General features: G+C 64.7%; 9 protein-coding genes and 1 pseudogene. 4 read left to right on the top strand and 6 right to left on the bottom strand.

The annotated features are described in order from the left end of the window. Positions 1 to 73 precede the first annotated feature (73 nt). The 6 genes from SMD20_RS31585 to SMD20_RS31560 all read right to left on the bottom strand — a co-directional run bounded on the left by SMD20_RS31585 (position 74) and on the right by SMD20_RS31560 (position 19,006). Positions 74 to 2,227, bottom strand: a complete 2,154-nt coding sequence (locus tag SMD20_RS31585) for a UvrD-helicase domain-containing protein (RefSeq protein WP_329588338.1) — start codon at positions 2,225 to 2,227, stop codon at positions 74 to 76. Further along, positions 2,224 to 8,688: a DEAD/DEAH box helicase gene (locus SMD20_RS31580; RefSeq protein ID WP_329588336.1), complete on the bottom strand. Its 6,465-nt coding sequence runs from the start codon at positions 8,686 to 8,688 to the stop codon at positions 2,224 to 2,226. Before SMD20_RS31580 ends, SMD20_RS31585 begins: the two co-directional genes overlap by 4 nt. Next, the gene (locus tag SMD20_RS31575; protein ID WP_329588334.1) at positions 8,685 to 13,856 is read right to left on the bottom strand and encodes a class I SAM-dependent DNA methyltransferase; all 5,172 of its coding nucleotides are present in this window, start codon (positions 13,854 to 13,856) and stop codon (positions 8,685 to 8,687) included. Before SMD20_RS31575 ends, SMD20_RS31580 begins: the two co-directional genes overlap by 4 nt. Continuing rightward, the gene (locus tag SMD20_RS31570) at positions 13,853 to 16,726 is read right to left on the bottom strand and encodes a DEAD/DEAH box helicase (RefSeq protein ID WP_329588332.1); all 2,874 of its coding nucleotides are present in this window, start codon (positions 16,724 to 16,726) and stop codon (positions 13,853 to 13,855) included. The genes SMD20_RS31575 and SMD20_RS31570 overlap by 4 nt, the downstream gene beginning before the upstream one ends. 8 nt (positions 16,727 to 16,734) lie before the next feature. Next, positions 16,735 to 17,754 carry a serine/threonine-protein kinase gene (locus tag SMD20_RS31565; protein WP_329588330.1) on the bottom strand — a complete coding sequence of 340 codons (1,020 nt, stop codon included), beginning with the start codon at positions 17,752 to 17,754 and terminating at the stop codon, positions 16,735 to 16,737. A gap of 865 nt (positions 17,755 to 18,619) precedes the next feature. After that, positions 18,620 to 19,006: a hypothetical protein gene (locus tag SMD20_RS31560; protein WP_329588328.1), complete on the bottom strand. Its 387-nt coding sequence runs from the start codon at positions 19,004 to 19,006 to the stop codon at positions 18,620 to 18,622. Positions 19,007 to 19,805: 799 nt separating this feature from the next. On the opposite strand from SMD20_RS31560, the pseudogene SMD20_RS31550 reads away from it, so the two are divergent. The 4 genes and pseudogenes from SMD20_RS31550 to SMD20_RS31540 form a co-directional block, all read left to right on the top strand. After that, positions 19,806 to 20,944 (top strand): annotated as a pseudogene (locus tag SMD20_RS31550) (IS256 family transposase); the annotation flags it as partial. 248 nt (positions 20,945 to 21,192) lie between these two features. Beyond that, entirely contained in the window at positions 21,193 to 21,957 is a 765-nt protein-coding gene (locus SMD20_RS48445) for a dual OB domain-containing protein (RefSeq protein ID WP_442942614.1), read from the top strand. After that, complete coding sequence (locus SMD20_RS48440; protein ID WP_442942529.1) at positions 21,954 to 22,559, top strand: DUF488 domain-containing protein; 606 nt, start codon at positions 21,954 to 21,956, stop codon at positions 22,557 to 22,559. Before SMD20_RS48445 ends, SMD20_RS48440 begins: the two co-directional genes overlap by 4 nt. 4 nt (positions 22,560 to 22,563) lie before the next feature. Next, complete coding sequence (locus SMD20_RS31540) at positions 22,564 to 23,001, top strand: DUF488 domain-containing protein (RefSeq protein WP_329588324.1); 438 nt, start codon at positions 22,564 to 22,566, stop codon at positions 22,999 to 23,001. Positions 23,002 to 23,660: the final 659 nt, after the last annotated feature.

Here is a 23,660-nt window from a genome sequence, read left to right as displayed (position 1 = left end):
ACAACCGGCCCGAGGATGGTCCGTACGGCTATTATGCGGCCCCGCCGTGGTCCTTCAGCGGCCAGCGCTGGTTTCATGGCAGGAACCTGCTCTTTCGCCCGTGCCAGGAGATAACCAAGGCGTCGCGAGCCCGGGTGGCGGCGACGAACAGCAAGGACCTGGCGCGCTGTAGTTCGCGCCGGTAGCGCAGTGGGTCGTTGGCCTCATACTGGGCTGCCCGCTGGGAGGGCACTAGTCCGTCGGATACACCAGCGATGATCATCCGCTGGTATTCCAACCCTTTGAACCGGTGCATGGTCCCGACATGGACCGCGTCGTGAAGCTTGGGCCCATCAGGTCCGATCGCCGCAGCTAGGATGCCTGCCTTACCGAGGCGTTGCTCGACATCGGCCACCATCGTCCGTTCTGGGACACAAATTGCGATCGACGAAAACGGCACGTCGTTCCACTGACGGACTTGGTCGACCAGCCCGTCCAGTTCGGAGTCCCAGGTGGCGGCCCGCCGAAGCTCGGGGTTCAACCCGTGCAGCACAGATCGGTATCCATGCAGGTCTTCCCGGCCATCGTCGAGGTCGTCCCATTCCTCCTGGCCCAGCAGGGCGATCGCAGCATGCAGGATCTCGGCGGTTACCCTATAGCTGAGCGTCAGTTTCGACGAGCGTCCGCGGATGTTGATGCCGAGGGTGCCCAGAGATACGTAGTTGCCGTAGATGCGCTGGTGGGTGTCGCCCGCGATGAACAGATCGTTTCTGCCTTCGGGCACCATCGCCCTCAGCATCTTCCAGTGAGCCGCGCTGAGGTCCTGCGCCTCGTCGACGACGATGTGCCGGTAGCGCGGGCGATGCCAGATGCCGGACTCCCGCTGCAGCTTGATCGAGCTGACCTGATCGGCTTCGTAGGAGGCGTTCCTGGCGGCACGCTCGGTCTCCAGGCGGGCGGCCCGCTCGGCGACCTGCCGATAGGTCCACACATCCTTATCGTCGAGCCGCTTGACGTAGCGTTCGACCAGTTGCCAGATGGCGGCGCGGGCTTCCCTGCTGATGGTCCGTCCCCGGCCGGCGCGGCGGGCCCGGAAGTAGTCGGACCGGGAGACGATGGCCTGCCCGAGGATCACGTGGGACCACTCGGCGTGCATGAACTCAGCGTCCCAGCGGGTCTCGCCCACCTCGGTGAGCAGGTCCTGCCATTCCTGCAGCGCTTTGGTGTCGTCGATCCAGCGCCGTCGCCCACCCGGTTCGGCTTCGGCGACGATCTGGGTGGCCAGTTTGTCGATGTTGACAATCTCAACGCGTTGGACAACTTCGGGTCCGGCCAGTTCCAGCAGGCGCTGCCGCAGATCCGCCGCCAGGTTCTTGTTGAAAGTGGTGAGCAGGACGTCTTTGCGGTCGCCGGGGCCGAGCCGTTCGACCAGGTGCCGGACGCGGTGGAGAGCGACGATGGTCTTGCCGGTGCCGGGGCCTCCGCTGACCCGGGCGGGACCGCTGTAATCCCGGTCCACGACCTTGCGCTGGGCGGGGTGCAGGAAAACCCTCCACCGTTCGAAGTCGCCCTCCAGGACCTCCTGGAGTTCGGTGTCGCTGGTGGTGACCTGGGTGGCGGGACGGGTCAGGGCGGTCTGGTAGTCGTCGGCGTCGATCGGCTCTTCGACAGAGACCGGTGTGGTGACCTGGCTAAGGACCTCTTCAAAGCTCCTGCCCTCGTGCAGTGCCCGCAGGACCTCCCCGGTGAGCTGCGGGGCGCGTTCGACCAGGCTGCTGAGTTCGTCCTCGGTAGAGATCTTCGCGATCAGGTCGAGCAGCGGCTCAGCCACGCCCAGCCGCAGGAGTTGCTGCGGGGTGAAGGCCGCGAACAAGCCGGTGGGAGCCTCGCCGATCCGCTGTTCGATCTCACCCAGGTCGGCGAATTCGATGCCGCCGGTGACCGGGTTGATTTGGTGGGCAAAGCGATCGAGATTCTCGCCGAGGTCTCGGTGGAGCTTGACCGCCACCAGGATGTAGTCGGTTTCCCCCGCGTGGAGAAGTATTGCACCGTAGTCATCGTTGACCTGCGCGGTGAGCAGTCGTGGGCGGCCGGCGAGCGCGGTGAGCTGGAGTTCCGGGTCAGCCGGGTTCCGGCGGAACCTGTGCTGAAAGTCGTAGATCGCCCCTCGGATGATCCGGGGTAGTTTACGGATCTCCTGATCAGTCTTGTCGAGCAGTCGCAGTGTGGCTTCGCCCTGCACGGTCACCGTCCTCCGATCCGGTCCGCCAGCTCCTGCGGAGTCCAGCCCTGTACGTCGCGTACGTCCCATCCAGCGTCCGCGTATGCCGCGTTCCGCTTGCGCGCCTCATCGTCGTCTCCGGCGAGCACAACGCCAACCTTCACGCCCGGCCAGGCGATTTCGGCCTGCCACGCCTGATCACCCAGTTCGAATCCGACATCATCGACGGTAGGAGCGGGCACCCCGAGATCCGCGAGGAGACGCACGAACTCAGCCAGGCCAGGCTCCTCCGGATCGAGCAGGTCGTAGACCTTCTCCCACCCTGTGTCGCTCTCCTTGGGTGCGGCAGGCGCGGCCTCGGGTTTCCGTTGCGCGGGCACGGTTCGAGTGCCGGACGTGCTCTCCTGGGTGCCGTCGTCATCCTGGAGGTCCTCGTCCAGTGGCAGCAGGCTCAGCGCAGACAGGAGGCCCGCGCCGCCCGCCGCCGCGAGCAGGGAGGGATCGAATGCGTCCAGTCCCGAGAGCGTGAGCTGGCCGCCGTCCCCGGCGCCCGCGTCAAGGAACTGCAGGATGTTGCCCCAATACAGCCAGGCAGCCCAGCGTTTCTTGTGCGCTGCCTCATCCGCGACGATCGTCGCCCTGGTGTCGTCGATGAGCGCGAACGCCGTCCAGGCGTATCCGGATCGCTGGTCGACCACCACCGCGACGAGGCAGCCATCGCTGTCCGAGGCCCTCATGATGGCCAGCTTGCCGGGGAGAGAAGCAGGCAGCGGCTCACCACGCAGCGCGGCGGTCAGCCGTTCAGGGACGCCATCGGGCCCGCTGACCGATGGCGCCTGGGCCAGGCGCAGGAGGCCGGCTGTCACGGCTTCGGCACGTCTGAGCCACAGCTCCATGTCCGGGTTGCCGAGGAACGCCAGCAACGTATCGATGGGGTTGGTCCACATGGTGCGGACCAATTCGTCGGGGTCGCGTCCGGGGCTGAACTGCTGGTAGGTCTGCCGCGCGGCGGTCCGGGCGTTCCCTTGGTAGGGGGCTCGGATCGGTTCGCCCGCCGGGACGGGTCCGAAGCCGCGCCGTTCCCATTCGTCGATGTCATCCCACGTCAGCTGGAAGACGACGCGCCCGTGTGCGCGCAGCATGGCCCGCTTTGCGGCGTCACCCGCGAGGCGGTTCTTGTCCGGTGCGGCGTGGTAGCTGTAACCGTCGAGGTAGACCGCGACTTCCAAAGGAGCGTCGTCGAGGCGGCGGAACAGCACATCGGGGCGGGTTTCTCTGATGGTGTTCTGCAAAATCATCTGCCAGTGCACGATCGCCCCGTCTGGGCCCTCGATGCGCAGGTCGGCGACCCGTTTGCGGTTGATGTGGCCGGCACGAGCGAGCGTGCCGGGAGTGTCTGCCTGGCGGGCCCACGCTTCCAGGCCGCCCCGGAAACGGGCCTCCAGCTCGCTCTCCACCTGGTCCCACAACGAGATCGCGTCAGTGGTGGCGACGGGTTTGGTCTTCCAGCCCTCCAGTAGATCCTTGAGCATGGTGAACGCCTCGGCCCTGCTGACCTTGTCGTACTTGCTGCCGGGCACGTGCGAGAGCAGGCACCTGTGACAGGCTGCCTTGTTCGGGTCGGTGGCGCAGACACAGGTGGCGACGATGTCGAACGCCGCCGTCAGCACCTGGTGAAACTCCTCATGCTGAGACAGGCGATGCAGGTAGCCGGTGCCGCGCGGCAGAGTGTCGTGCAGGACGAGGAAACGTCGCTGTCGTCCGGTGTCCGGGTCGGGCATGGTCGCCGTGACGATGGCGAGATGAGAAGGGTCGCCGCCGTAGCACGCTGCGACGCCTGCCATCAGCGCGGCTTCGAATGAGGCCATCCGCTCCTCGATCAGCAGAGTGGCGACGGGCAGCAGGATGCGCAGCGCCTCGGTCTCCAGTTCGTGGGCAAGGATCAGCTTGACATGCTCGACGTGTTCCGAAGCCCGCCGGTGGGGGCACCATTGCCGGTGGTGCTTGCGAGAGGGGTCGGCGAACGAGGAGGCTATCGGCCCTACGGTGGTGACCATGGCCGGAGGCCCGTCCCAGGTCGTGCCGCCGCAGGCCGGGCAGGTGTAGAAGGGGTTGAGCCGGACGTCCTCCCCCGCGAACCTGCCGGTGGCGGGCCGGTCGTGGCGGGTGGTGCCCAGATTGAACCGGCGGATGATCGCCTTGCGGGTGAAGTCGACGCCGAAGGTCGTCTTGGCGTGACGCCAGGAGCCGTGCTCGATGTGGGCGGGTTCGATGTCGACCGCGACTGCCTGTTCGTAATAGCGGCGCTGCCGATCGTCGTGGTCGTCGCGGATCTGCGCGTCGTCCCTGCGGTCGTAGGAGGTGACGCGGGTCGGGCGGAGCACGCCATACAGGCATTCGCGGTCGCCGATCGCCCTGTTGCCGCAGCGTGGGCACGGGCTGGTGTCCTCGGCCGCCAGCGTGGTGCGCACGTAGCCGCAGTCAGGGCAGACCCGCCAGTGTTGCCAGGTGGGCCTAGCGGGGGTTCCTATGTCTAGGCCGGTGACCTGGTGCTGGTAGCCCTGCATGTAGAAGGAATTGCCGGGGGCGAGTTCGGTGAGCGCGAGCCGGGCCGGACGCGGGTATTCACGCACCTCGCTGTGATAACGGGCGGCGGCGTTCGGAGATTCGTCCTCCCACGTGAGGGTGGCCTCCAGGCTGGTCGTTGAGTCGATCAGCGAGTAGTTGGGCAACAGCCCGAGCTCGACGAGGGCGCTTTGGGCATTCTCTCTGCCGATCTCGCTGATGCGTTTGGCGATGCCGCGGCCTTCAGCTCGCAGCGCACGTTTCTGAGCCCGCTGGATGGGGTCGGACTCCACGAGGGGTTCGATGGCCGTGTCGATGGCCGCGAGCCGGTCGCGGAGATCAGCGAGTCGCTCGTCCCAGGTCAGCGCTGCTTCCTTGATGTCCTGGGCGATCCTTCTGATGGCGAACTCGCGGAGCTCCGCGGCGGCGGCGCTCTCGGCGACGGTCGCGTCGAACAGGCCGAGGAATTCCGCCACGAGTGTGGACCCGTCTCGCAGGGCGGCCGCCGAGAACGCTTCCAGCCAGCCGGTGTCGCCGAACAGGGCGGAGGCGCGCCGGGGTAGCGGTGCCGCGCCGGGGAGACGTCCGCGGGCGCACAGGTCGACCAGGTGGGCGACGTATTGCCGGCGGAGGATCTCCACCGCCTTGAGGTAGCTGCCCGGCGGGATGATCTCGCCCGCGATCATGTCGCGGGGTTCGCCGAGGAAGTACAGGTCGCGGGGTGCGCGGCCGACCAGGGTGACCAGGAATGCGTTGCCGGTGCGGCGGCCTGCCCGGCCGACCCGCTGCACGTAGTTGGCGGGGCCGGGCGGGAGGGAGGCGAGGACGACGGCGGACAGGTCGCCGATGTCGATACCCAGCTCCAGGGTGGGGGTGCAGGCCAGCACGTTGGGGTCGTTGTAGCGGTCGCCGTCGCGGAAGCGCTGCTCGACCTGTTCGCGTTGCTTGCGGCTGAGTGCCCCGGTGTGCTCGGCTGTGACGACGCGGAAGGCGCCTTCGCGGCCGAGGTAGAGCTGCCGGTAGTAGTCGCGCCGGTAGTCGGTGTCGGCCCGCTGGGTGAGACTGCCGGTGCAGCGATAGCGGGGGCAGGGGTGGCCGTGCCAGTCGTCGATGAGGTCGGGGTGGACGGTCTGCTCCCAGGCGCAGGTGTCGCAAGCGACACCTGCCTGGTCGGCCTGCGCATTGTCCAGCAGCCGAACCTGGATGTGGCCGGGCTGTAGGCCGTAGACGCGGGTGGAGCCATCGTCTGCGGTGCGGGCCGACACAACGCCTTCGGCGGCCAGCACGGGCAGGATCCGGGCCAGGTAATCACCCGCCGCGCCCCTGCCCAGGCCGAGGCAGCGCGCCGTCCAGTCCTGATACCAGCCCTGGTCGGCGTCGATACGGTCGAACTCGGAGCCGGTCTTCTTGCGGTCGAGCAGGAACGTAGGGGCTGACAGGCCGCGGGGGAAGGCAGGCATACCCTCTGGGCGCTTCCCCCAGATCGCCGTGTAGCGTTTGGTCCCTGCCACGCCGATCCACCGGTCCAGCCAAACGTGCTTGATCGCGCCGCGAGTGCGGAGCCGTTCTAGCAGCCCCCGGAGATAGGCCAGATAGCGGTCATCGGCGGCGAGCTCGATAACCCCCTGCACCTCTAGGTGCTTGTCGCGGGCGAGCGCGGTGAGTCTCTCGGGATCGGGCAGCACGACATCGGCGGCGGCAGTGTGGGTGAGTTCGAGGGTACGGCCCTGCCGTGAGCGCAGTCCCATCTCCATGACGGCGGCGAACGCCAGGCGTTCCCCGATGAGGTCCCACGACGCTGCGGAGCCACTGGTCTCGCCGGACAGGATGGCATCGATCTCGTCGCGGTCGTGCAGGTCGGGCGGGACCACCGACGGAAGCACCTCGTGCTCACTGGCCGCCGCGATCAGGTCGGCGACCAGGTCGTTGAGCCGTGTCGGCACCTCGGCGTCGAGTCGTGAGGCGAGCAGACGGCGCAGCGAGAAGGCGTAGGAGCGGTTGGCGACGAATCCCGCGCGGTGGGCCGCGTCCTGGACGGAGTCGTTGAACAGCAGGGTCTTGCGCTGGTTCCGGTCGAGCTGGTTGCCGGCAAACAGCTGGGTGATGGTCACCGAGGCGAGCGACGCCAAGCCCGCGCCGAGGAAGCGGATGCCCTGGTCCATGTTGCAGGCTGGGCAGCGGTCGGCTTCGGCGGCGCGGTTGGCCTCAGCCTCAGTGCGCAGGTCGGCCAGGACGAAGACGTTGTCGCCTTCGCCGTAGGTGTCCTTCGCGGGATCGAGGGGGCGTACCCGGTCGCCGGTGAACACCATCACACCTGCCGTCCTGCCCTCCACCTCGCTTCGGGTGGCCACCAGCAGCGGACGGACGCGTTTCTTCTCCGATCCCACGGCGGCCTGGTAGATCTTGTCCGGGCTGATGATCAGTTCGGCAGGGTCCCTTTCAGGAGAGAACGCAGCCCACCCTGAGCGGCCGCAGTGGCGGCAGTAGACCGATGGCAGGAGGTTCTTGCCGAGCACGTTGAACGTCGAGTCGGTGTCCAGGACGGGCAACTCGCCCACCCACGCGAACGCCGGGCGGTGGTCGACCAAGCGCAACAGTCGCGATACGGCGCGCACCCAGATGTGCGTCTCAATGTGCAGGAGTGACCGCTGGGGGTCATCGGGGTTCTTCGCCGCCGACAGCAGCGCGATGAAACGGGCCAAAGCGGTCGCGGCCTGGGCAGGGGACTTCCGGATGGCCTGACCCCAGTTGTATGCGCCTCGGCGCGGCAAGAGTTCGAGCATCTCCTCCAGCGTCGCCGGGCCGCCGCTGAGCAGGTCGAGCACCGCCTGGGTGAGAATGTGCGTCTTGAGGATCCTGCCCAGTTCCTGCGAGCTGAGGCCATTCCTGCCGGTGACGGCAGCGGCGATCTCATCCATCGCGCCGGGGTCACGCAGCGGGTCGCCGAGCAACGCCAGGTCCTGCGGGTCGGGCAGGGGAAGCGTCACATCGATCTCTCCGATGAACTCCTCGGCGGTAAGGCGGTCCTCGCCGATCACGGCGTCCTCGCGGAACGGCGTGCCGAAGACCTGCTCGGCGGCTTGGCGAATGAGGCCGTTACCGCTGCTCTCGCCCAGTGTCGCAGAGGTGGCGACCGGGCAGATGTCGCCGAGAGGTTTCCCCGTCCGCGAGTGCCCGGTGGCCGCGGCGAGGCGACGCAGCAGCATGGCCACGTCGGTGCCCTGCGCGCCGTCGTAGGTGTGGAACTCGTCGACCACCACGTACGCCAGGTCGGCGTCCCTCCACAGCGAAAGGTCATCGACTCGCTGGAGGAGCAGGTCGAGCATCTTGTAGTTGGTGATGAGGATGTCGGGCGGGTTGCGGCGAATCTCGTCGCGCCTGGTCATGACGTGCTTGTAGCCGACCTCCGGGGTGTCGCCGATGTAGAGGGCGGCCGTGACGTCCTGCAGGTCGGACTGGCCGAGGTAGTCGTTGAGCCGATGGGCCTGGTCGGTGGCCAGGGCGTTCATGGGGTAGAGCAGCACGGCCTTCACGCCGTACTGCTCCCGGCGCTTCTCCCTGCGGCAGTGATCGAGGATCGGAACGAGGAACGACTCGGTCTTGCCGGAGCCGGTGCCGGTCGTGATCAGTGTCGGATCGGCGGCCTTGCGAAGCGTGCTGAGCCGGCGGAATGCTTTCGCCTGGTGCCGGTACGGGGTCCACTCCCCCGGTGGCTTCCACTCCAGGCAATCGTCCCAGCCGGGCTCAGCGGTTTGAAAGGGGGTGCGGATCCGCAGGTACGGCCCGCGGAAGATGCCTTGCTCGGGGTGGTTGAGGAACCGCTCCAGGGCCTCTCTGACCGGTTTCTCGGCGAGGGCGAAGGTCGTGGTGAGATATTGGGTCAGGTTCCGCTGGAGCTCGTCAGCGGCGAGCGTCGGCTTCACACCTCACCGTCCCTTTCCTGTGCGGCTTGCGCCTGGCGGAGCCACTCGGAGAAGACGGCGTGGGCTTGCCGGTATTCGGCTTCCCGGTCGGCCTTATAGAAGGGCGCGGTGTAACCGTCCGGCACCGGGCCGTTGATCTCGGGATCTAGGTGAGCCGTCAGCTGCTCGTAATGCTCCTTGCGCTGGATCTGGCCGATAGTGCGATGGTTCGCCGCGAGCTTCCAGCCCTCGGCGTCAAAATAGAGCCCTTCCTCGAAACGGTTCATCACCGGGAAGCGGGCCCGGTACATGGCAATGAGGGCGTCCACATCGATGCCCATCCAGACCGCGACCAGGGCGTCCAGTTCGACAAGTGCCGCTCGGCGGGAGCGCTCACTGCGCAGCGGTGTCGTGTAGTCCCACACGGGGCCGACCTCACCGAGGGCGGGCAGTCCGTCCCAGGCGCAGGCCCAGGTCTCGTCCTGCCATGCATCCTCGTAGAGCTCCTCCCAAAGGTCGCTGTAGGCCGTGGTGAGGCAGTTCAGGCGAAGGGTGCGTAGCAACAAGGCGTCAGCAAGCCGATGATCGACAGCAGGGACGGGCAGAAGACGCGCTGATGAGACGTCAAGGTTTCCTGTCCCGTTGGTCCGGAGGAAGTAATCGAGCGGAATGGAGGACCAGAAACCCGCGGTAAGCGAGGTCTGCCGCCTATCGCGGACCACGGCACTCCTGATCCCGTCAATGTGCGAGGGTCCCGGAGGCAGGAGAGCCACGTAAAGACTGCGTTCCGTGTCAGGAGCGATCATCTTACGCCACGCCATCCGATAGAACTCTGTGTAGCGCCGCTGAGAACGGCGGATCAGATGAGCCCTAACCTCTTGATCGCTAACAGCGCCCTCTTCCTTATTCTTCGCCTCGGCGACAGCCGTGCGAGCCGCTGCCAGCTCGGCGGGGTCGTGACTCAACCGCTCCAGGAGTTGGAAATCGGTCCAGAGATCCTGGGCACTTTCGTACGTCTGGCGATCGGGAACCCTCCGATACTCGGTCTCGGGGACTTCATTGGGATCCAGCGTCATCAGGTTTAGCCCGAGCACGTCGTTGCTGCCCGCCGTTGGCGATTTGAACAGTGGTGTCGCCAGCCCGAGCTGCACTCCCTTGAGGATCACCTCGGCCCAGTCGCCGGGGCTGGAGAGGTCATAGGTGATGAGTCCAGCGTCCTTGGCCCCGCTTTCGTGGTATCCCGACGAGACCTGAGATTCGAACTGTCCCAGCCGGATGGGGTAGTCGGCCAATCCCTGGATCGCGGCGGCTTCCGCCGTGCTCACCGGCGAAAGTAGCCGAGTCTGCTCGACCGCGAGGTCCGTCTCTCCAGTCAGACGCTGCCACTGGGCGAGAACGTCATGGTCCACTCGGACAATTCTGGAACGATGGGGGCGTTCATCCAATGCACCCCTGTAGCGGACGCCGGGCGGGTCGCCGGCCCCATCATGCGCGGCGGACCCGCGCAACGCTTCGACGGAGAAGAGCCACGACAGATGGTCGAAGCCGATCTCTCCTGCGGCTCCATAGATATGTACTCCGAAATGCGTGGACTCTCCAACCGGCTCAGGGAAAAACCGATGGCCTGGATTGACGAAGTCACCGTGCACGAGCAGACGCCGGTACGCCGCCTCTCGAAGGGCCGCCTCTCGCTCACCAGTGAAGTGGGTGTCGGGATGAATGAGCCCGATTATACCCGCCGGTGCGGCATTGGCCCAGGTCCGGCTCATGAAAGCCCGATAGAGATCGGGCTGGGTACCGACGATCAGTGGAAAGGTCTGGATCGACTTGAAAAAGGTCACTGTCCCGCTGATCTGTGCTCGCTCACGAAGAAAAGCCCCGCGAACAGCGACCGACTCAAGCGCAACGCCCCGGCGCGCGGACTTCTCCGCGACTGATGCCTTCTCGGCAAGCTTGAACCAGGGTTCGAACTCGGCTAGCACACCCAGCTCGTCCCACTGCGGGCGAACCCACGGGGGGTTGCCGACCTGAAGATCAAAACCTCCGGCGTTCGCGATCTGCGCGAACTGGAGCTCCCAGTGGAAGAACCCCTGTTCCTTCGCGATCACCTCGACGGTATGCAGCCATGGGAATCTCTCGGCGATCTTGCCTGGGGACTCCATTCTCATCCAGCCAACGACGTCGTCCTCGTGGTGCTCCATCTCGTCGAGCGTCGTGAACGTCGTCGCGAAGCCCTGCTGGGCTCCCGTCTCGCCGTAGTCAATGTCCACCCGGCCGAGCACCGCCTCGGCGAAGTCCAGCCAGTCGTCAAGGTCGGCGAGCGGGATAACCGGCCGAAGCGGTTCAAGGGCCGTGCGCTTGCGAGCAGGCTTCGGACGGCTCGTCTTGGTTTCCTTGATCTCCTGGGCGAGCCCGTCCAGGCCGAGTTGCTCGTCCCTCACTGGAAACAGCGGCTCCTGGGCTTGGACCCAGAACCCGATCGACTCCTCGGTCTCCGGAAGTCGCACGTCAACGGACGTGGGAAGGCTCTCAGCCGCAGCAGGGATCGCGGGCACCAGCCGTACATAGACGTCGTCGGAACCGTCGAGCAGCCCGACACGGTCCAGTGGCCAGAACCACAGAGCGCACCAGGCGTCCATGACTGTCTTCAGCCGCCAGTACGGAGTGCCGGGTGCGACCAGATCGCCGTAGACCTTCTCCTTGGTCACCGCGTCGGCGGGTTGCTCGATCCAGTCCGCGCCCCAGACGTCGATCTTGCGACTGATCTCCCGCTCGGAGATGCTCAAGCGTTGGACGACCAGGCCCCACAGGTATTCGGCCCGCCCGGACAGCGCCTGGAGCCGCTGCAACTGTGTGAGCTTCTGCCCCTGCCTCCGCTTTTCGGATACCTTGCCCCGGATCTTCTTCCCCCAGGCAGCGAGCTGCTTGGCCTGGTCGGGAGCAAGTTCCTTCGCCTCCTTCGCCCCCGCGACGGCTCCCCATCCCTCGGCGGGCAGCAGGAAGTGATGGACCTTTCCCTCCGGCCGCTCCCCCGCGGAGAACGGCAGATCCTCAGGGGCGGTCTTGAGCCACTCCCCTGTGGTCAGCGCCGCCGGGCCGTACAGGCGGCGCCCTGCGCCGATGAGCGAGTTACCCCGCCGCAGGTGCAGCCCAAACCAGGGTGCCTGGAGGCCGGGGTACATGACGTTGAGCCAGAGGGAGACCTCGGCCAGCTCGATCGCGGTCTCGTTGAGGTCGACGCCGTAGGAGTTGTGCAGGGCGATGTACGCCTTGGCCTTCTGCCACTCCTCCTCGTACCGTTCCGGGTCGATCACGACGCCCAGTTCGCGCTGGCGCCGCTTCAGGTACTCGGTGGCCACCTGGTTGATCGCCTCGTTGAGGAAGGCGCCCGAGCCGAGGGCGGGCTCGCAGATCTTCCAGCCGAGAATCTCCTGGGCCGTGGTGGTCGCGCCGTCCTGATCCAGGCGATGCTTGAGGGCTAGCTCGACCGTGACTTGGGTCAGCGACTCGGGGGTGTAGTAGGAGGCGCTGGTCTGCCGGTCCCGGCCGGCGAGGCGGTAGACGAACGCGCCCTTCGCGTGGTGCTTGAGCCCGCCGGTGTCGGGGTTGTAGACCTTGACGTCGTCGGGGTAGTCGTCGATCTTCGACGCCGGGATGGTCCAGGTGCCGCCCTGGTCGTCGCCTTTCTTCGCGACCTCGTAAAGCTCCTCGGTGGAAATGAACCCGGTGTAGGACATCAGGCCCTCGTACACCGCGCCGAGCTGGTTGATGCCGAGTTGGGCGTAGGAGATGAAGCCGCCGCGCTCGTTCTTCTTGCCCTTGGTCAGCATGAGGTTGCGCAGGACCTGGTAGAGGACTTCGTTACGCAGCCGGGTGTCTATCCTCGGCGCGTCTTCGTACTTGCTGTAGCCAGGGACCAGGATCGCGTCCCGGCCGATCAGCTTGGTCTTCGACGGCTCGAACAGGTCGGAGCGCAGCGGCTCAAAGCGCAACCCTTCCCCTTCGGAGGTCTCCTCGACGGTTTCGGCCCGCTGCCGGTGACCCTTGTTGACCATGCGGAAGAGCAGGTCCAGCGACTCGTACAGATGGAAGGACTGCTTGGCCTCCTCCCCCACTAGGTCACGCACCACAAGATCGCCCAGCCGGGCCAGGCTGTAGCCCTTGCCGTAGTCCTCGTCGTCGGTGGGGAGAATGCCCAGCTCCGGCCGAGCCTCGGCGTAGAGAAGGAACAAGATCCGGTAGAGGTAGCGCAGCGCCTCGCGGCCCAGTTCCTTGGCCAGGGCTCCGGGTTCCATGATGTCCTCGGGCTGGACCGGGACCATGCCGTTCTCGGAGGGCCGCTTCGCCTGGCGAATCCGGTTAAGCACCTCATTGGCGATCAGCTCGACGGAACTCTGAATGCCTCTGCGTAGTTCCTTGTCCACGCCGACCGCGTGCTGGCGGGAGTTGGACAACAGCTCGGTGAGCCGGTCGGAGCCCCCCTCCTCCGGAGGCAGCAGCGAGTCCGCGCCGAAGAGCGCCGCGATGAGATCCAGCTCCGCCTGGTTGTTCCGGCTCAGCGCCACGTCTAGGTTGACGGCCAGGTAACGGCCGTCACCCCAGGTCGCCCGGTCGGCAAGGATGATCACTCCCCCGGCAAGGATGATCACGTAGCGTAGCCCGATGTCGCTGTTGAGCAGCCACGAGGCGAGCTTCGTCGCGGCGGTGATCCATTCGCGGTTATCGAGCTGGACGGGGGCGAGGAGTTCGCCGGCGATGGCAGCCTCCGCGGTGGAGGCCCAGCCGCATTCGATGGCGGCAAGTTGTCGGTCGGCGTGGGCGACGTGGACGGTGTGCTCCCGGTTCCCCCGTTCGACCGTCAGCTCGCGGGGCTGCGCCTGGTAGCCGAGCGCGCGGAGGATGTCGCCGTGCAGTTCGTTCAGCTCTTTGCGCCACTCGGCCACGTCATCCGGGTTGAGGGGTTCTCCTTCGCGGCGCCGTACGTCGAACTCCGAGAAGAATGGCCGGTCGGCGAAGTAGGGCTTGCTCAGAGCGCGCAGCCCCCTGCGCGGAGTGGTACGGCCGGCCTTCTCCTCCTCGGCCCACCGAGCGAGCAGGCCGCCCTTCTTCTTCAGATCCTTGGGCAGAATCTCAGCCAGGTAGTGGGCCGAGAAGTAGTCGCCGCGGTTGACGATCGAGTCGAAGCTCACTGGTGCCCGCCCTGGGAAATCAGTACGGCGAGGATCCGCAGCAGCGGCTCACCCGTGGTCTGCATGGAATCGAGGAGACGTCGCTGCTCGTCGGCGGTACGGCGGGCGCGATCTGCCTGGGCTTTGGTTCGCGCTCCGTCCAAGGTGAACTGCTCCCAGTCGGTGAGCCGTTCGCGGTAGAGCTCCAGCGGACGGACGACCTCCGCGTCGTAGTGTGTGCGCCGCTTCTCCAGATGAACACGCGCGATATCCACGGCGGGCTTCACCAGTTCCTGCAGCGGGGCGAGGTCCACTGGACGATCTGGATTGATCATCCGCGGTCCGACTCCGGCGCGCCTCAGAACCTCGACCATGTCAGCGTCCTGGACGGCGGAGCCCGTAACGGCCATCCACTCGACGACCGTGGGCTGGCCCAGCTTGTTGGAGTAGATGCCCTGGATGAGGAAGGTCGGCTCGGTGACGTCGGCCATCATGACAGGGGCCTTCTGGCGGCCGAGTTGGACCAGGACCTTGTCGGTGAGCCAGTCGACCAGGGGGTGGAGGTCGGACAGGTAGGCGATGTCCGGCCACATGGTCTTGCTGTTGCGGGCCTCTTCGAGCTTGCGTTCCGCAAGGCCGCGGTGGAAAGTGACCTTCATCCGTTCCTTGATGTTATGCGTTCGCAGGTAGGAGGCAGGCAGCGCAGACAGCCGATGGATCAGGTCCTTCGGGGGTGTGAAAGCGAGCATCTCGCCGTCGTCTTCGAGGTCCCCGAGCAGCTTCAGCTCCTTGATGGCCTCCTTGACGAACTCCTCGGTGCTGTCGAACAGCTTCGGTGCCGTGGCGAGCAGCGGATCGGGGTTGGCGGGCTTGTCGCCCACACCCGCGAGCAGCCCGGCCAGGAAGTCACCTGCAGGGTGTGCCTCAATCGACTCCTCGACTGTCTTGCCCGCGAGCAGGTCCTGAATGAGTCGCCGTTCCTCGCGCTCGGCCCGGTACTCGCCGGTGACCGCCTCGGCCGTGCCCAGGCTGTGATGCGCGGACTCTTCCTTGGCGAGCAGTTTCTCCGCGACCAGGCGGTCATCCTTCGCCTCCCGGGGATCCTCCACTCTGGACGTCAAGATCAGTGCCTTGAACTGGGGGTTGTGCTTCTGGCGGTAGCGGTCGATACGGCCGTTGCGCTGCTCGATGCGGATAAGGCTCCACGGCACGTCGTAGTGGATGAGGTGATGGCACTGCTTGTGGAGGTTGACGCCCTCGGAGGCGACGTCGCCGGTGAGCAGCACACGGACTTTGCTGTCGGCCAGAGAGAAACGTTCGACGATCTCCTGCTGCTGGATGTCGGAGAATCCGCCGTGCATGATCTCGATGGCACCTGGCTCAGTCAGGCCGAGCCTCTCGGGTAGTACCCGCTTGAGCCATTCCAGGGTGGGGACGCTCTCGGAGAAGACTACGACTCGGGTGGGGCTGCCGGGGGCTACGCCGATGTCTGCGAGCTGCCTGATCAGCGCGGTCAACTTGGCTGAGTCGTCGTCGGTCATTTCGAGGACCAGCCGGCTGAGACTCAGCAGCGCATCACGCTCCGGGCTGTGCGCGACCGGCGGTTCGTTGACCAGTTTGCCGAGCTCCACCAGGGGGTTCTGATCCCGCTTTACGCGAAGTGCGGCCTTGTCTTTGGCCGCCTTTTTGTCCTCCGCCTCGATCGATCGCACTCGGTTGACGACCGTCGCGGCGAGAGCCACGTGGGAGGAGAGGAATGACTTGAGCAGGGTGTAGGGAAAGAGCCGGTGCTTTTGATCGACGACGGGACCGCCTTCGCGCTGATCTCCGGCCAGCCAAACCTCGCGAAACTCTTCGAAGATGCGTTCCTCGATGGGGCTCGCCGCACATCTGACAGGGATCGACGGACCACGCTCAGGCCACCTGCTGCCCATCCGGTCGCGAACCTCGGGGCTGATCTTGGTACGCCGGATGTAGAGATGTGCGATGTCCTCTGCCGAGTAACGCTCGTCGTTGGCGATGGCCGACGGGTCGAGCATACGGATCAACTCGGCGAAGGAATTGCTGTCGCCGTTGTGCGGGGTGGCGCTGGCCAGCAGAAGGGCGTCGGTCCGCCGGGACAGCAGCCTTGCCAGCCTGTTGCGCGCAGTGGTCTCGCCCATCAGGTTGTGTGACTCGTCGATGACGACCGCGTCCCAGTGCAACTTCTCCAGGTGCTGGCCGTACTTGCCCTCGTTCTTTAGGGTGTCGACGGAGATGATGACCCGTTTGTAGTAGGTGAACGGATTTCGGCCCGCGGGAATCTCACGCTGGATCCGTTCGACGCCGATCGAGTCGAGACGGACCAGCGGGATGGAGAAGCGGGTCCACAGTTCGTGCTGAAACTGCTCCAAAACCTGCTGCGGGGTGACGACCAGGATGCGTTCGCCCCGTCCTCGCCTGATCAGTTCGGCGAGGATGAGACCGATCTCCAGGGTCTTGCCCAGTCCGACGACGTCGGCGAGCAGGATACGCGGACGCAGTCCCCTCAGCGCCAGTTCCGCCGGACGCAGCTGGTAGGGCAACGAGTCCAGGAGGAACCTGTCGGACAGAGCCAGCCCCTTCTCGGTCTGCGGGAGAGGAGTCCTGCGCAGAACCGCCTCCAGGAACAACCGGCCGGCCGCGAAGTGGTCCGTCCTGTCCTGCTCCAGTATGGCGTCCTCGGGACGCATCAGTTCGATGTCTTCGATGTCGGTGAAGAAGACGCCGTCCTCGTCGCGGACAAACTCCGACGATCCGATGGCCGTGACCTTGAACCCCTGGGTGTAGGTCAGGGGCGCGCAGGTGCGGACGATCCACTCCGCGTCCCGGACGAGGACCCGGGCGCCGGGCGGGTACGGGGTCTCGGACACTGATCTCCTTACAAACGGGAATTGCAGGCGTAGGTATCGCGCAGTCGCTCCGCAAGCAGGGCGACGACAGAGCCTGGGAGGACCACCTCGCTGAGATTACGTCGCTTCGTCAGAGGCGGATCGACCTCGGGAGGATCGGTGTCGCGCACGATGTATGTTGCGGCAGCCAACTGGCGGACCGCAACCGCAAGAGTGATCCCTCCAGTAGTCGCCAGGTCGCTCAGCCATGCTCTGGCCTGCGGAATATTGGGACGTGTCGCCGGATCGTAGGCGAGCATTGCGGCGATGATCGGCTCGAAGCCATCCGGCAAGCCGCTCAGGTCGGGAGCGACGTCTGGGTTCGTCAGGTCAATGAGCATCTTGTCCCTGTTCGGGCGACCGTCGTAGGGATAGTGCTTGGTCATGGCGAACAGAAGTGTCGCCCCCAGAGCGTGTACGTCCGCAGCCGCAGTGACCTGCGTGGGCGTTGTGACCTGTTCCGGTGCCATGCAGACTGGGGTGCCGAGCATCGACGTATCAGTCGTGAGATCAGTAGGACCTTCAGCAAAGGCGACCAGACCCAGATCGATGACCTTGGGGCCATCAACACTCATCAGGATGTTCGCCGGCTTGAGGTCGCGGTGAATGAGACCCGCCAGGTGAAGGGCAGCGAGGGCGTCGGCAAGCACGACTCCCAGGGCAGCAGCGTCCACCGAGCCGAGCGTCTGCTGGGAGTCGACAAATTCGCGCAGGTTCAAGCCGCGAACGTAGTCCACCGCAAGCCACGGCTTGTCGGCGTCGTCCTCTGAGGCGTCCACCAGAGCCGCGACATAGGGGCTCTGGACTGTTCTTAACGCGTCGATCTCCCGGGCGAACCGCTCACGCACCTCGGCCTTGTCGAAGAACTCCTCCCGGATGACCTTCAAAGCCACCGGCTCAGAGTCCGGCGTTACTCCGTAGAACACCTGTCCCATGCCCCCGCTGCCGAGCCGACCGTGCAGCACGACGTCTCCGACTTGTCGAGGGTCGGAGGACTTCAGTGGATCCATGCTTACCGCCTCACCAGCAACGCCAAGCTCGATCCTTGCCTAAGAACATCAGGGAGATCGTGCGTCGCATTCTAACGGACATGTTGATGATCAGCCGACACGATAATATCTATTGCGAATAGAGCTCACAGGAAACTAGGGCACAACAGCTCAGCCAGGAAGAGAACTCACGATTGCCTGTCCTACGGCGCCTCGCATGGGCTTACCCTGCGAACATAAGCCGAGCCTCTGCGAGGACCCTGACTACCAACAGAGTCCCGCACGGAAGAACAAACCATCCCAAGCAACAGCACCATCCCAGAGGAGGCATCTGATGCTCCGCCACCTACTGGCGCCACTGATCATCGCCATCACTGCACTCGTCTTCCGGGAACCGCGCGCACGCCGACAAGACCTACACGGAGAAGGCCACCAGGTTGCCCCTACACGAATCACCAAAATCCCAGCCGGCTGGTACTCACTCTCCATGGAGAGACCGACTTCATAGTGACCGCCGTACATTCGGCCAGGAAGAGGGAGACCTGCTGGTTAACAGATCGACCTACCCGAGGGCACCGTGCTCTACAACGACGACAAGACCAACAGACATCGCCCCGCTGGAGGTCAAGTCGACGACGCTTGGGATACCGTCTTCAAGCCGGTCAATGTCGGCCGCCGCTGGCGTACAGCCACCACCGCGAAACGGCGACTAGGTTCTCAGCCCTTGCTCGCTCACGTCCTTAACACTTCCCATAAGAATGGTGGCAGCCACTCTAACGATTGCCGTCTTGTTTCTCAGTACATTCGCGCACAAATCGGCCCGACCCTTACTGAATCTACGCTGCCCCGCAGCGCCAGCCTCCTTAATCTTTATGATTGAAGTTATTTACGAGCGACTGAGAGTAAGCCGAAGCTCTTTGAGGCTGCGGCCGTCCAAAACTCGCCGCCATGCCGCCCACCCATCGGCCTCCTGGCCAGACAGTGCCTTACAAGCAGGCGAGGGCTTCACGAATACCTCACCGCTTTCGATACGCAGGCGCCCGTCGGCCAGCACCGTCGCGTTATGGACTTTGCCGAGACGGGGCCTACGCCAAATAAGCTGCTCGTCGGGTTGCAGCAGCCCGGCCTCGATCAACGGCTTGAGGGCGCCCTGCTCCGTACCCGGTGCCCCCAAAAGGAGCCGCCGTAGGACATCGTTGGGCTCTTCCACCCACGCCTGGGCTCTGCTCTGGAGGTAGGCGTAAACATCCTCGTCTACAAGAATCTCACGCATGATTATCTCACGTCCTTTTGCTTCCCCAAGTTCCTTTCGCACCTTCGACGCCTTCGACTCCTTCGATGCTCAGACTAGACCGTAACCAACTCTTTTGCAACCAAGTTCAGACAGAGCGAGCACAATGAGATCAACTACACGGACAAATTGGACATTAGGACAGCCAACGACCTCACAATGAGTATGCGCAAGCAGCTCACCTGCATAAACGAGCGCTGGAGCTATGTAGACAGGAGCTGTCAAGAGTAAGCCGGCGGATGCAGCAGCTGATCTGCGTGCGCGCCCCCAACTAGGAAACACCCAGCGGGCAGCCAGCCTGCTGGACGGCTGCCAGTAGGAGTGAGGGCGAGACGGCGCGGTGTTGTGCGCCGCGGGGAGCAACGGGCCCTCCGGCTTGTCATCGGCCCGTCATCGCGTCTGAACTATCGGAACTTGATCGGAGCAGATAGGGCGACTGCAGGCGGAATCACCGAGCTGGGCCATCTCTATTTGCTGAGTCGGTTTCAAACGCTGCATGGTGCACCCCACGCGGCCCGGAACGTCCTGGAGGAGTGCGAGCTGACCGAACCCTGGGAGCGGCAGGTCGGAGCCTGCCTGACGGTGATGTGCTCGGGCGCGTCGGTCAGCCGGGACATTCTGGCGATGGTGCAGCAGTTCCTCGGTAGTGAGCCAAGGCCGGGCTACGCCGTTTTCCGGGCCCGGTTCGGGCTGACCGTGGCCACCCTGGCCGGCGCCCTCGATGCGGCTACGGGGGACCGCGTGCCGGCAACGCCACCTTCGCCTACGACGAACGCAATCGCCTCACCACCGGCGACGGCACCGACTACACCTACACCCCCGCGGCACCCTGGCCACCAGCACCAAGAACGGCGCCACCATCGCCCGCCCGAAGCTGCGCGGCACCAACGAGAGGTTCGCCTCCCGCCTGTTCGGCACCGGTGTCACCCGCACCCACGCGGTGGAGGCTCTGGTCATCGCCTCCTTCGTGCGCGGCCTCTCGACGCGTGACGTCGAAGGAGCGCTGGCCGACGCTCGGCCCGGAGGCCGCGCTGTCCAAGTCGACGGTCTCGACCATCTGCCAGGCCATCGTCGCCGAGTACGACGCCTGGTGCCGGCGCGACCTCGCCGCGGTGGAGCTGGACTACCTGTTCCTGGACGCCTCTCACTTCAAGATGCACGACGGGCAGCGGGCCGAGCCTGGCCGCCTGGGGAATCACCACCGCCGGTAGGCCGGTCTTCGTCGGCCTGGCCGCCGCCGGATCCGAATCCACCGACGCCTGGCACGACTTCCTGACCGGCCTGATCGCCCGCGGTCTGCACCCGCCGCTGCTGATCGTCTCCGACGGCGCGCCCGGCCTGATCAGCGCCGCCGAACAGGCATGTCCGCGCTCGCTGCGCCAGCGGTGTCTCGTGCATCGCGCCCGCAACGTACTGGCCAAGGTCAGCGCCGGCGACCAGGCCGAGGTGAAGGCCGCCTACTGGCAGATCTTCGACCTCAGCGATCTCGGCGAGAACGTCAAGCCCGGCCAGCACCTGGTGGACTGGGTGCAGCGGCGCATCGACGCCTTCGCCGAGTCCTGGACCGGCCGCTACCCGGCAGCGGTCAAGTGCCTACTCACCGACCGCCAGAGCCTGACCACCTACCTGCGCTTCCCGATCGAGCACCACAAGCGCGTGCGGCACTCCAACTTCATCGAGCGCACCTTCGGCGAGACCCGCCGCCGCGTCAAGGTCATCGGCCGCTTCCCCGGCGAAACCAGCTGCGTCTCACTCATGTGGGCCGTACTCGATCGCGCCTCACGCGGCTGGCGCGGCTTCACCATGACCAGCAACGGCCTGCGCATCCTGCACGACCTCCGCCGGGCCCTGCTCCGCCCGCCCGCTCAGCTCCACCCGACCGACGATCCGGCCTTGGCACCCGTCACCGAGGCCGCCTAAGATCCATCCACGGCACCTACCTCGTCGAGCTATTTACACCGCTCCGAGAACGCGACCGAGAGCGGGTAAGTTCGGCCCAGTTCCCCAAACGTTGCCGAGATCGACGGGTACGTCGCTCACCTAAATCAATACGAGCAGGAGAAGCCGCCCACGGAGGAGGGCACACGGTGCCATGCGCGGGCCACATAGGAGGCTCCCTTGGTCCGCACAAGGATCTCGGTGTCCGGACGGAAGTTGACCGCTGTTCCATGTCGGCGCTCTGCGTTACCGTTTTGACGGGTTCGACGCATCGAATTTGGAGGATGCTCGTGACAACGAACAAGACGCTCGTGTGTCTGGCGAACTCCCGTAAGCACGCGGGGCGATGCGTCGCGGGGATCGTTGAGGGTAGCCAGACAGGGTGGATACGCCCCGTCAGTGCTCGCCCAACCGGCGAAGTCTCCCAGGGTGAGCGGCAACTTGAGGACGGTTCAGACCCGCGTGTCCTCGACGTCATATCCGTGCCGCTACTCCAGCCTCAGCCACACAACTACCAGAGCGAGAATTGGCTCCTCGATCCCGATCAGCGCTGGAGGAAAGTTGGCCGAGCCGGATGGGACGATCTACTCACACTCGAGCAGCATCACGGGCCTTTATGGATCAACGGATATAGCTCGTACCACGGGAGCAACGACCGCGTGCCAACTCAGCAAGCGGACATGCTAGGGGATTCGCTGAAGCTTATCCGGGTCAGCCGCGTGAGGCTGCAGGTGCACGCCCCTGGTATAGCGTTCGGCGATTCGACGCGGCGGGTTGTTAGGGCACATTTCCGGCATGCAGGCTCTCAATATATACTCTCAGTGACCGACCCGGATTATGAGCAAACATACCTCGCCAAGCGAGACGGCATCTATGAAATAGGTGAAACATTCATCACAGTGAGCCTCGGCGAACCGCATACCGATGAATATACTTACAAGTTAGTCGCAGCCATTATGGAGCGAGCGAAGATCGGGATAGGCAGCAAGAAGTGACACCCAGCACCCTACTCACAATCGGCCACTCCACACATAGCCTCTCGCATTTCTTGAACCTACTAGGAAAGCACGAAATCACGGCTGTCGCGGATGTGCGCTCGATACCAATCAGTCGGTTCAACCCCCAGTTCAACCGAGAAATCGCGAAGCGCGCTTTGCACAACGTCGGCATAAAGTATGTATTCCTTGGCAGAGAACTTGGAGCGCGTACGAACGACGCTACCTGCTACGTCGACGGACGGGTACAGTACCGGCGACTCGCCCAGACTTCCGAATTCGCCAACGGCATCAAACGCCTCTTGAAGGGTGCACGAACCGAGCGAATCACCATCATGTGCACTGAGCAAGAACCACTAGACTGCCATCGCACAATCCTTATCGCGCGAGTGCTTACAGAGCACGGGATCGCTATCAATCACATCCATGGAGACGGGCATGCCGAGAGCCACACCTCGGCGATGCAGCGTCTCATGGCCAAATTCGGCCTAGACCAGGATGACATACTTTACACGTCAACCGAACGCCTAGAACAGGCGCTGAGTCGCCAGGAGCGCCAGATCGCATACTTCAACGAAGACTTTGCAGCAATGGGACACTAAGAAGATGAAGATCTATACGATTGGTTTCACGAGGAAAACCGCTGAGCAGTTTTTCGGGCTGTTGCATGAAGCCGGAGTGAGAACGCTCGTTGATGTACGCTTGAACAACGTCTCACAACTGGCAGGTTTCGCCAAGCGCGATGACCTGAAATACTTCCTCAAGGAGATCTGTGGCGTTGCTTACGCTCACCGACTCGATCTGGCGCCGACGCAACCCATGCTCGACGACTACAAGAAGCATGGCACTAGCTGGACTGCTTACGAGGACCGTTTCTTGGAACTCATGCAGCATCGTCACATCGAGGATACAATCCCACAGAATCTGATCAATAATGCGGTCTTGCTCTGTAGCGAAGACAAGGCGCAGCACTGTCACCGTCGTCTAGTCGCGGAGTATCTCGCGCAGCGCTGGAACAACGTCACGATTGAACATCTGGGCTGAAGCGCGCTTCAGCGTGACTTCCTGCCGTGGCTCGTAGGTACCGTGCTGATGTACCGGTTCTATGCTCTCGGAAGCGGGCGGGTAAGAGATGTTGCGGGCCTGTCCCAGGAGTTCGCACTCGCCGGCCTTGACGCCAACTCCAACGCTCACCTCGTCGACTCCGAGCGGCACCCGCATGTGTCAACGTAACCTTCACAAGCGAGCCACAGCCCGAGCTCGCTGACATCGATGCAGCGCTCAATACCGCGCCCCACCTACCCAAACAAGCCGCCGCCCTACGGCCGTTTCCGCACTTACCGTTGCCATTGGCGACACTCCGCTCCTGGTGCGAGCCGACGGTGGCACCTGGACTATCATCGGGGCCCGCTAACAAGTTCCTGGCTTCTCCCGAGCCGGTGTGAACCGATTCTTCGCACCTGGCGCCAAGCCCGGTGGCAGCCGATCGCCGCAAAGGAGGAGGGGAGCCCGTACAACTGGACGTGTGAGATGCGGGCGGACGTGAATAGCCCGGCTGATCGCCCAACCGGGCCCGGGTGTAGTACGTCAGGCCACAGGAATGTGGTGCATAGGGATGGAGATAACGCTGGGGCATGTGCGTCCAGTGTGACTCAGCCTCGGACCAGGATTACCCCAAGAAGAGCCTGCCCTGAGGGGCGGGC

The organism is Nonomuraea sp. LP-02, from assembly GCF_036289125.1.
In the GTDB taxonomy this organism is placed as follows: Bacteria; Actinomycetota; Actinomycetes; order Streptosporangiales; family Streptosporangiaceae; genus Nonomuraea; species Nonomuraea bangladeshensis.
Note: the sequence above shows the minus strand (reverse complement) of the source record. Positions and strands in the feature narration are given on the sequence as shown.

What these genes read in the sequence shown, in the direction of transcription:
- SMD20_RS31560 (WP_329588328.1), bottom strand. Translation starts at nt 19,006, where the DNA reads ATGCGTGAGATTCTTGTAGACGAGGATGTTTACGCCTACCTCCAGAGC.
- SMD20_RS31540 (WP_329588324.1), top strand. Translation starts at nt 22,564, where the DNA reads ATGAAGATCTATACGATTGGTTTCACGAGGAAAACCGCTGAGCAGTTT.
- SMD20_RS31565 (WP_329588330.1), bottom strand. Translation starts at nt 17,754, where the DNA reads ATGGATCCACTGAAGTCCTCCGACCCTCGACAAGTCGGAGACGTCGTG.
- SMD20_RS48445 (WP_442942614.1), top strand. Translation starts at nt 21,193, where the DNA reads ATGTCGGCGCTCTGCGTTACCGTTTTGACGGGTTCGACGCATCGAATT.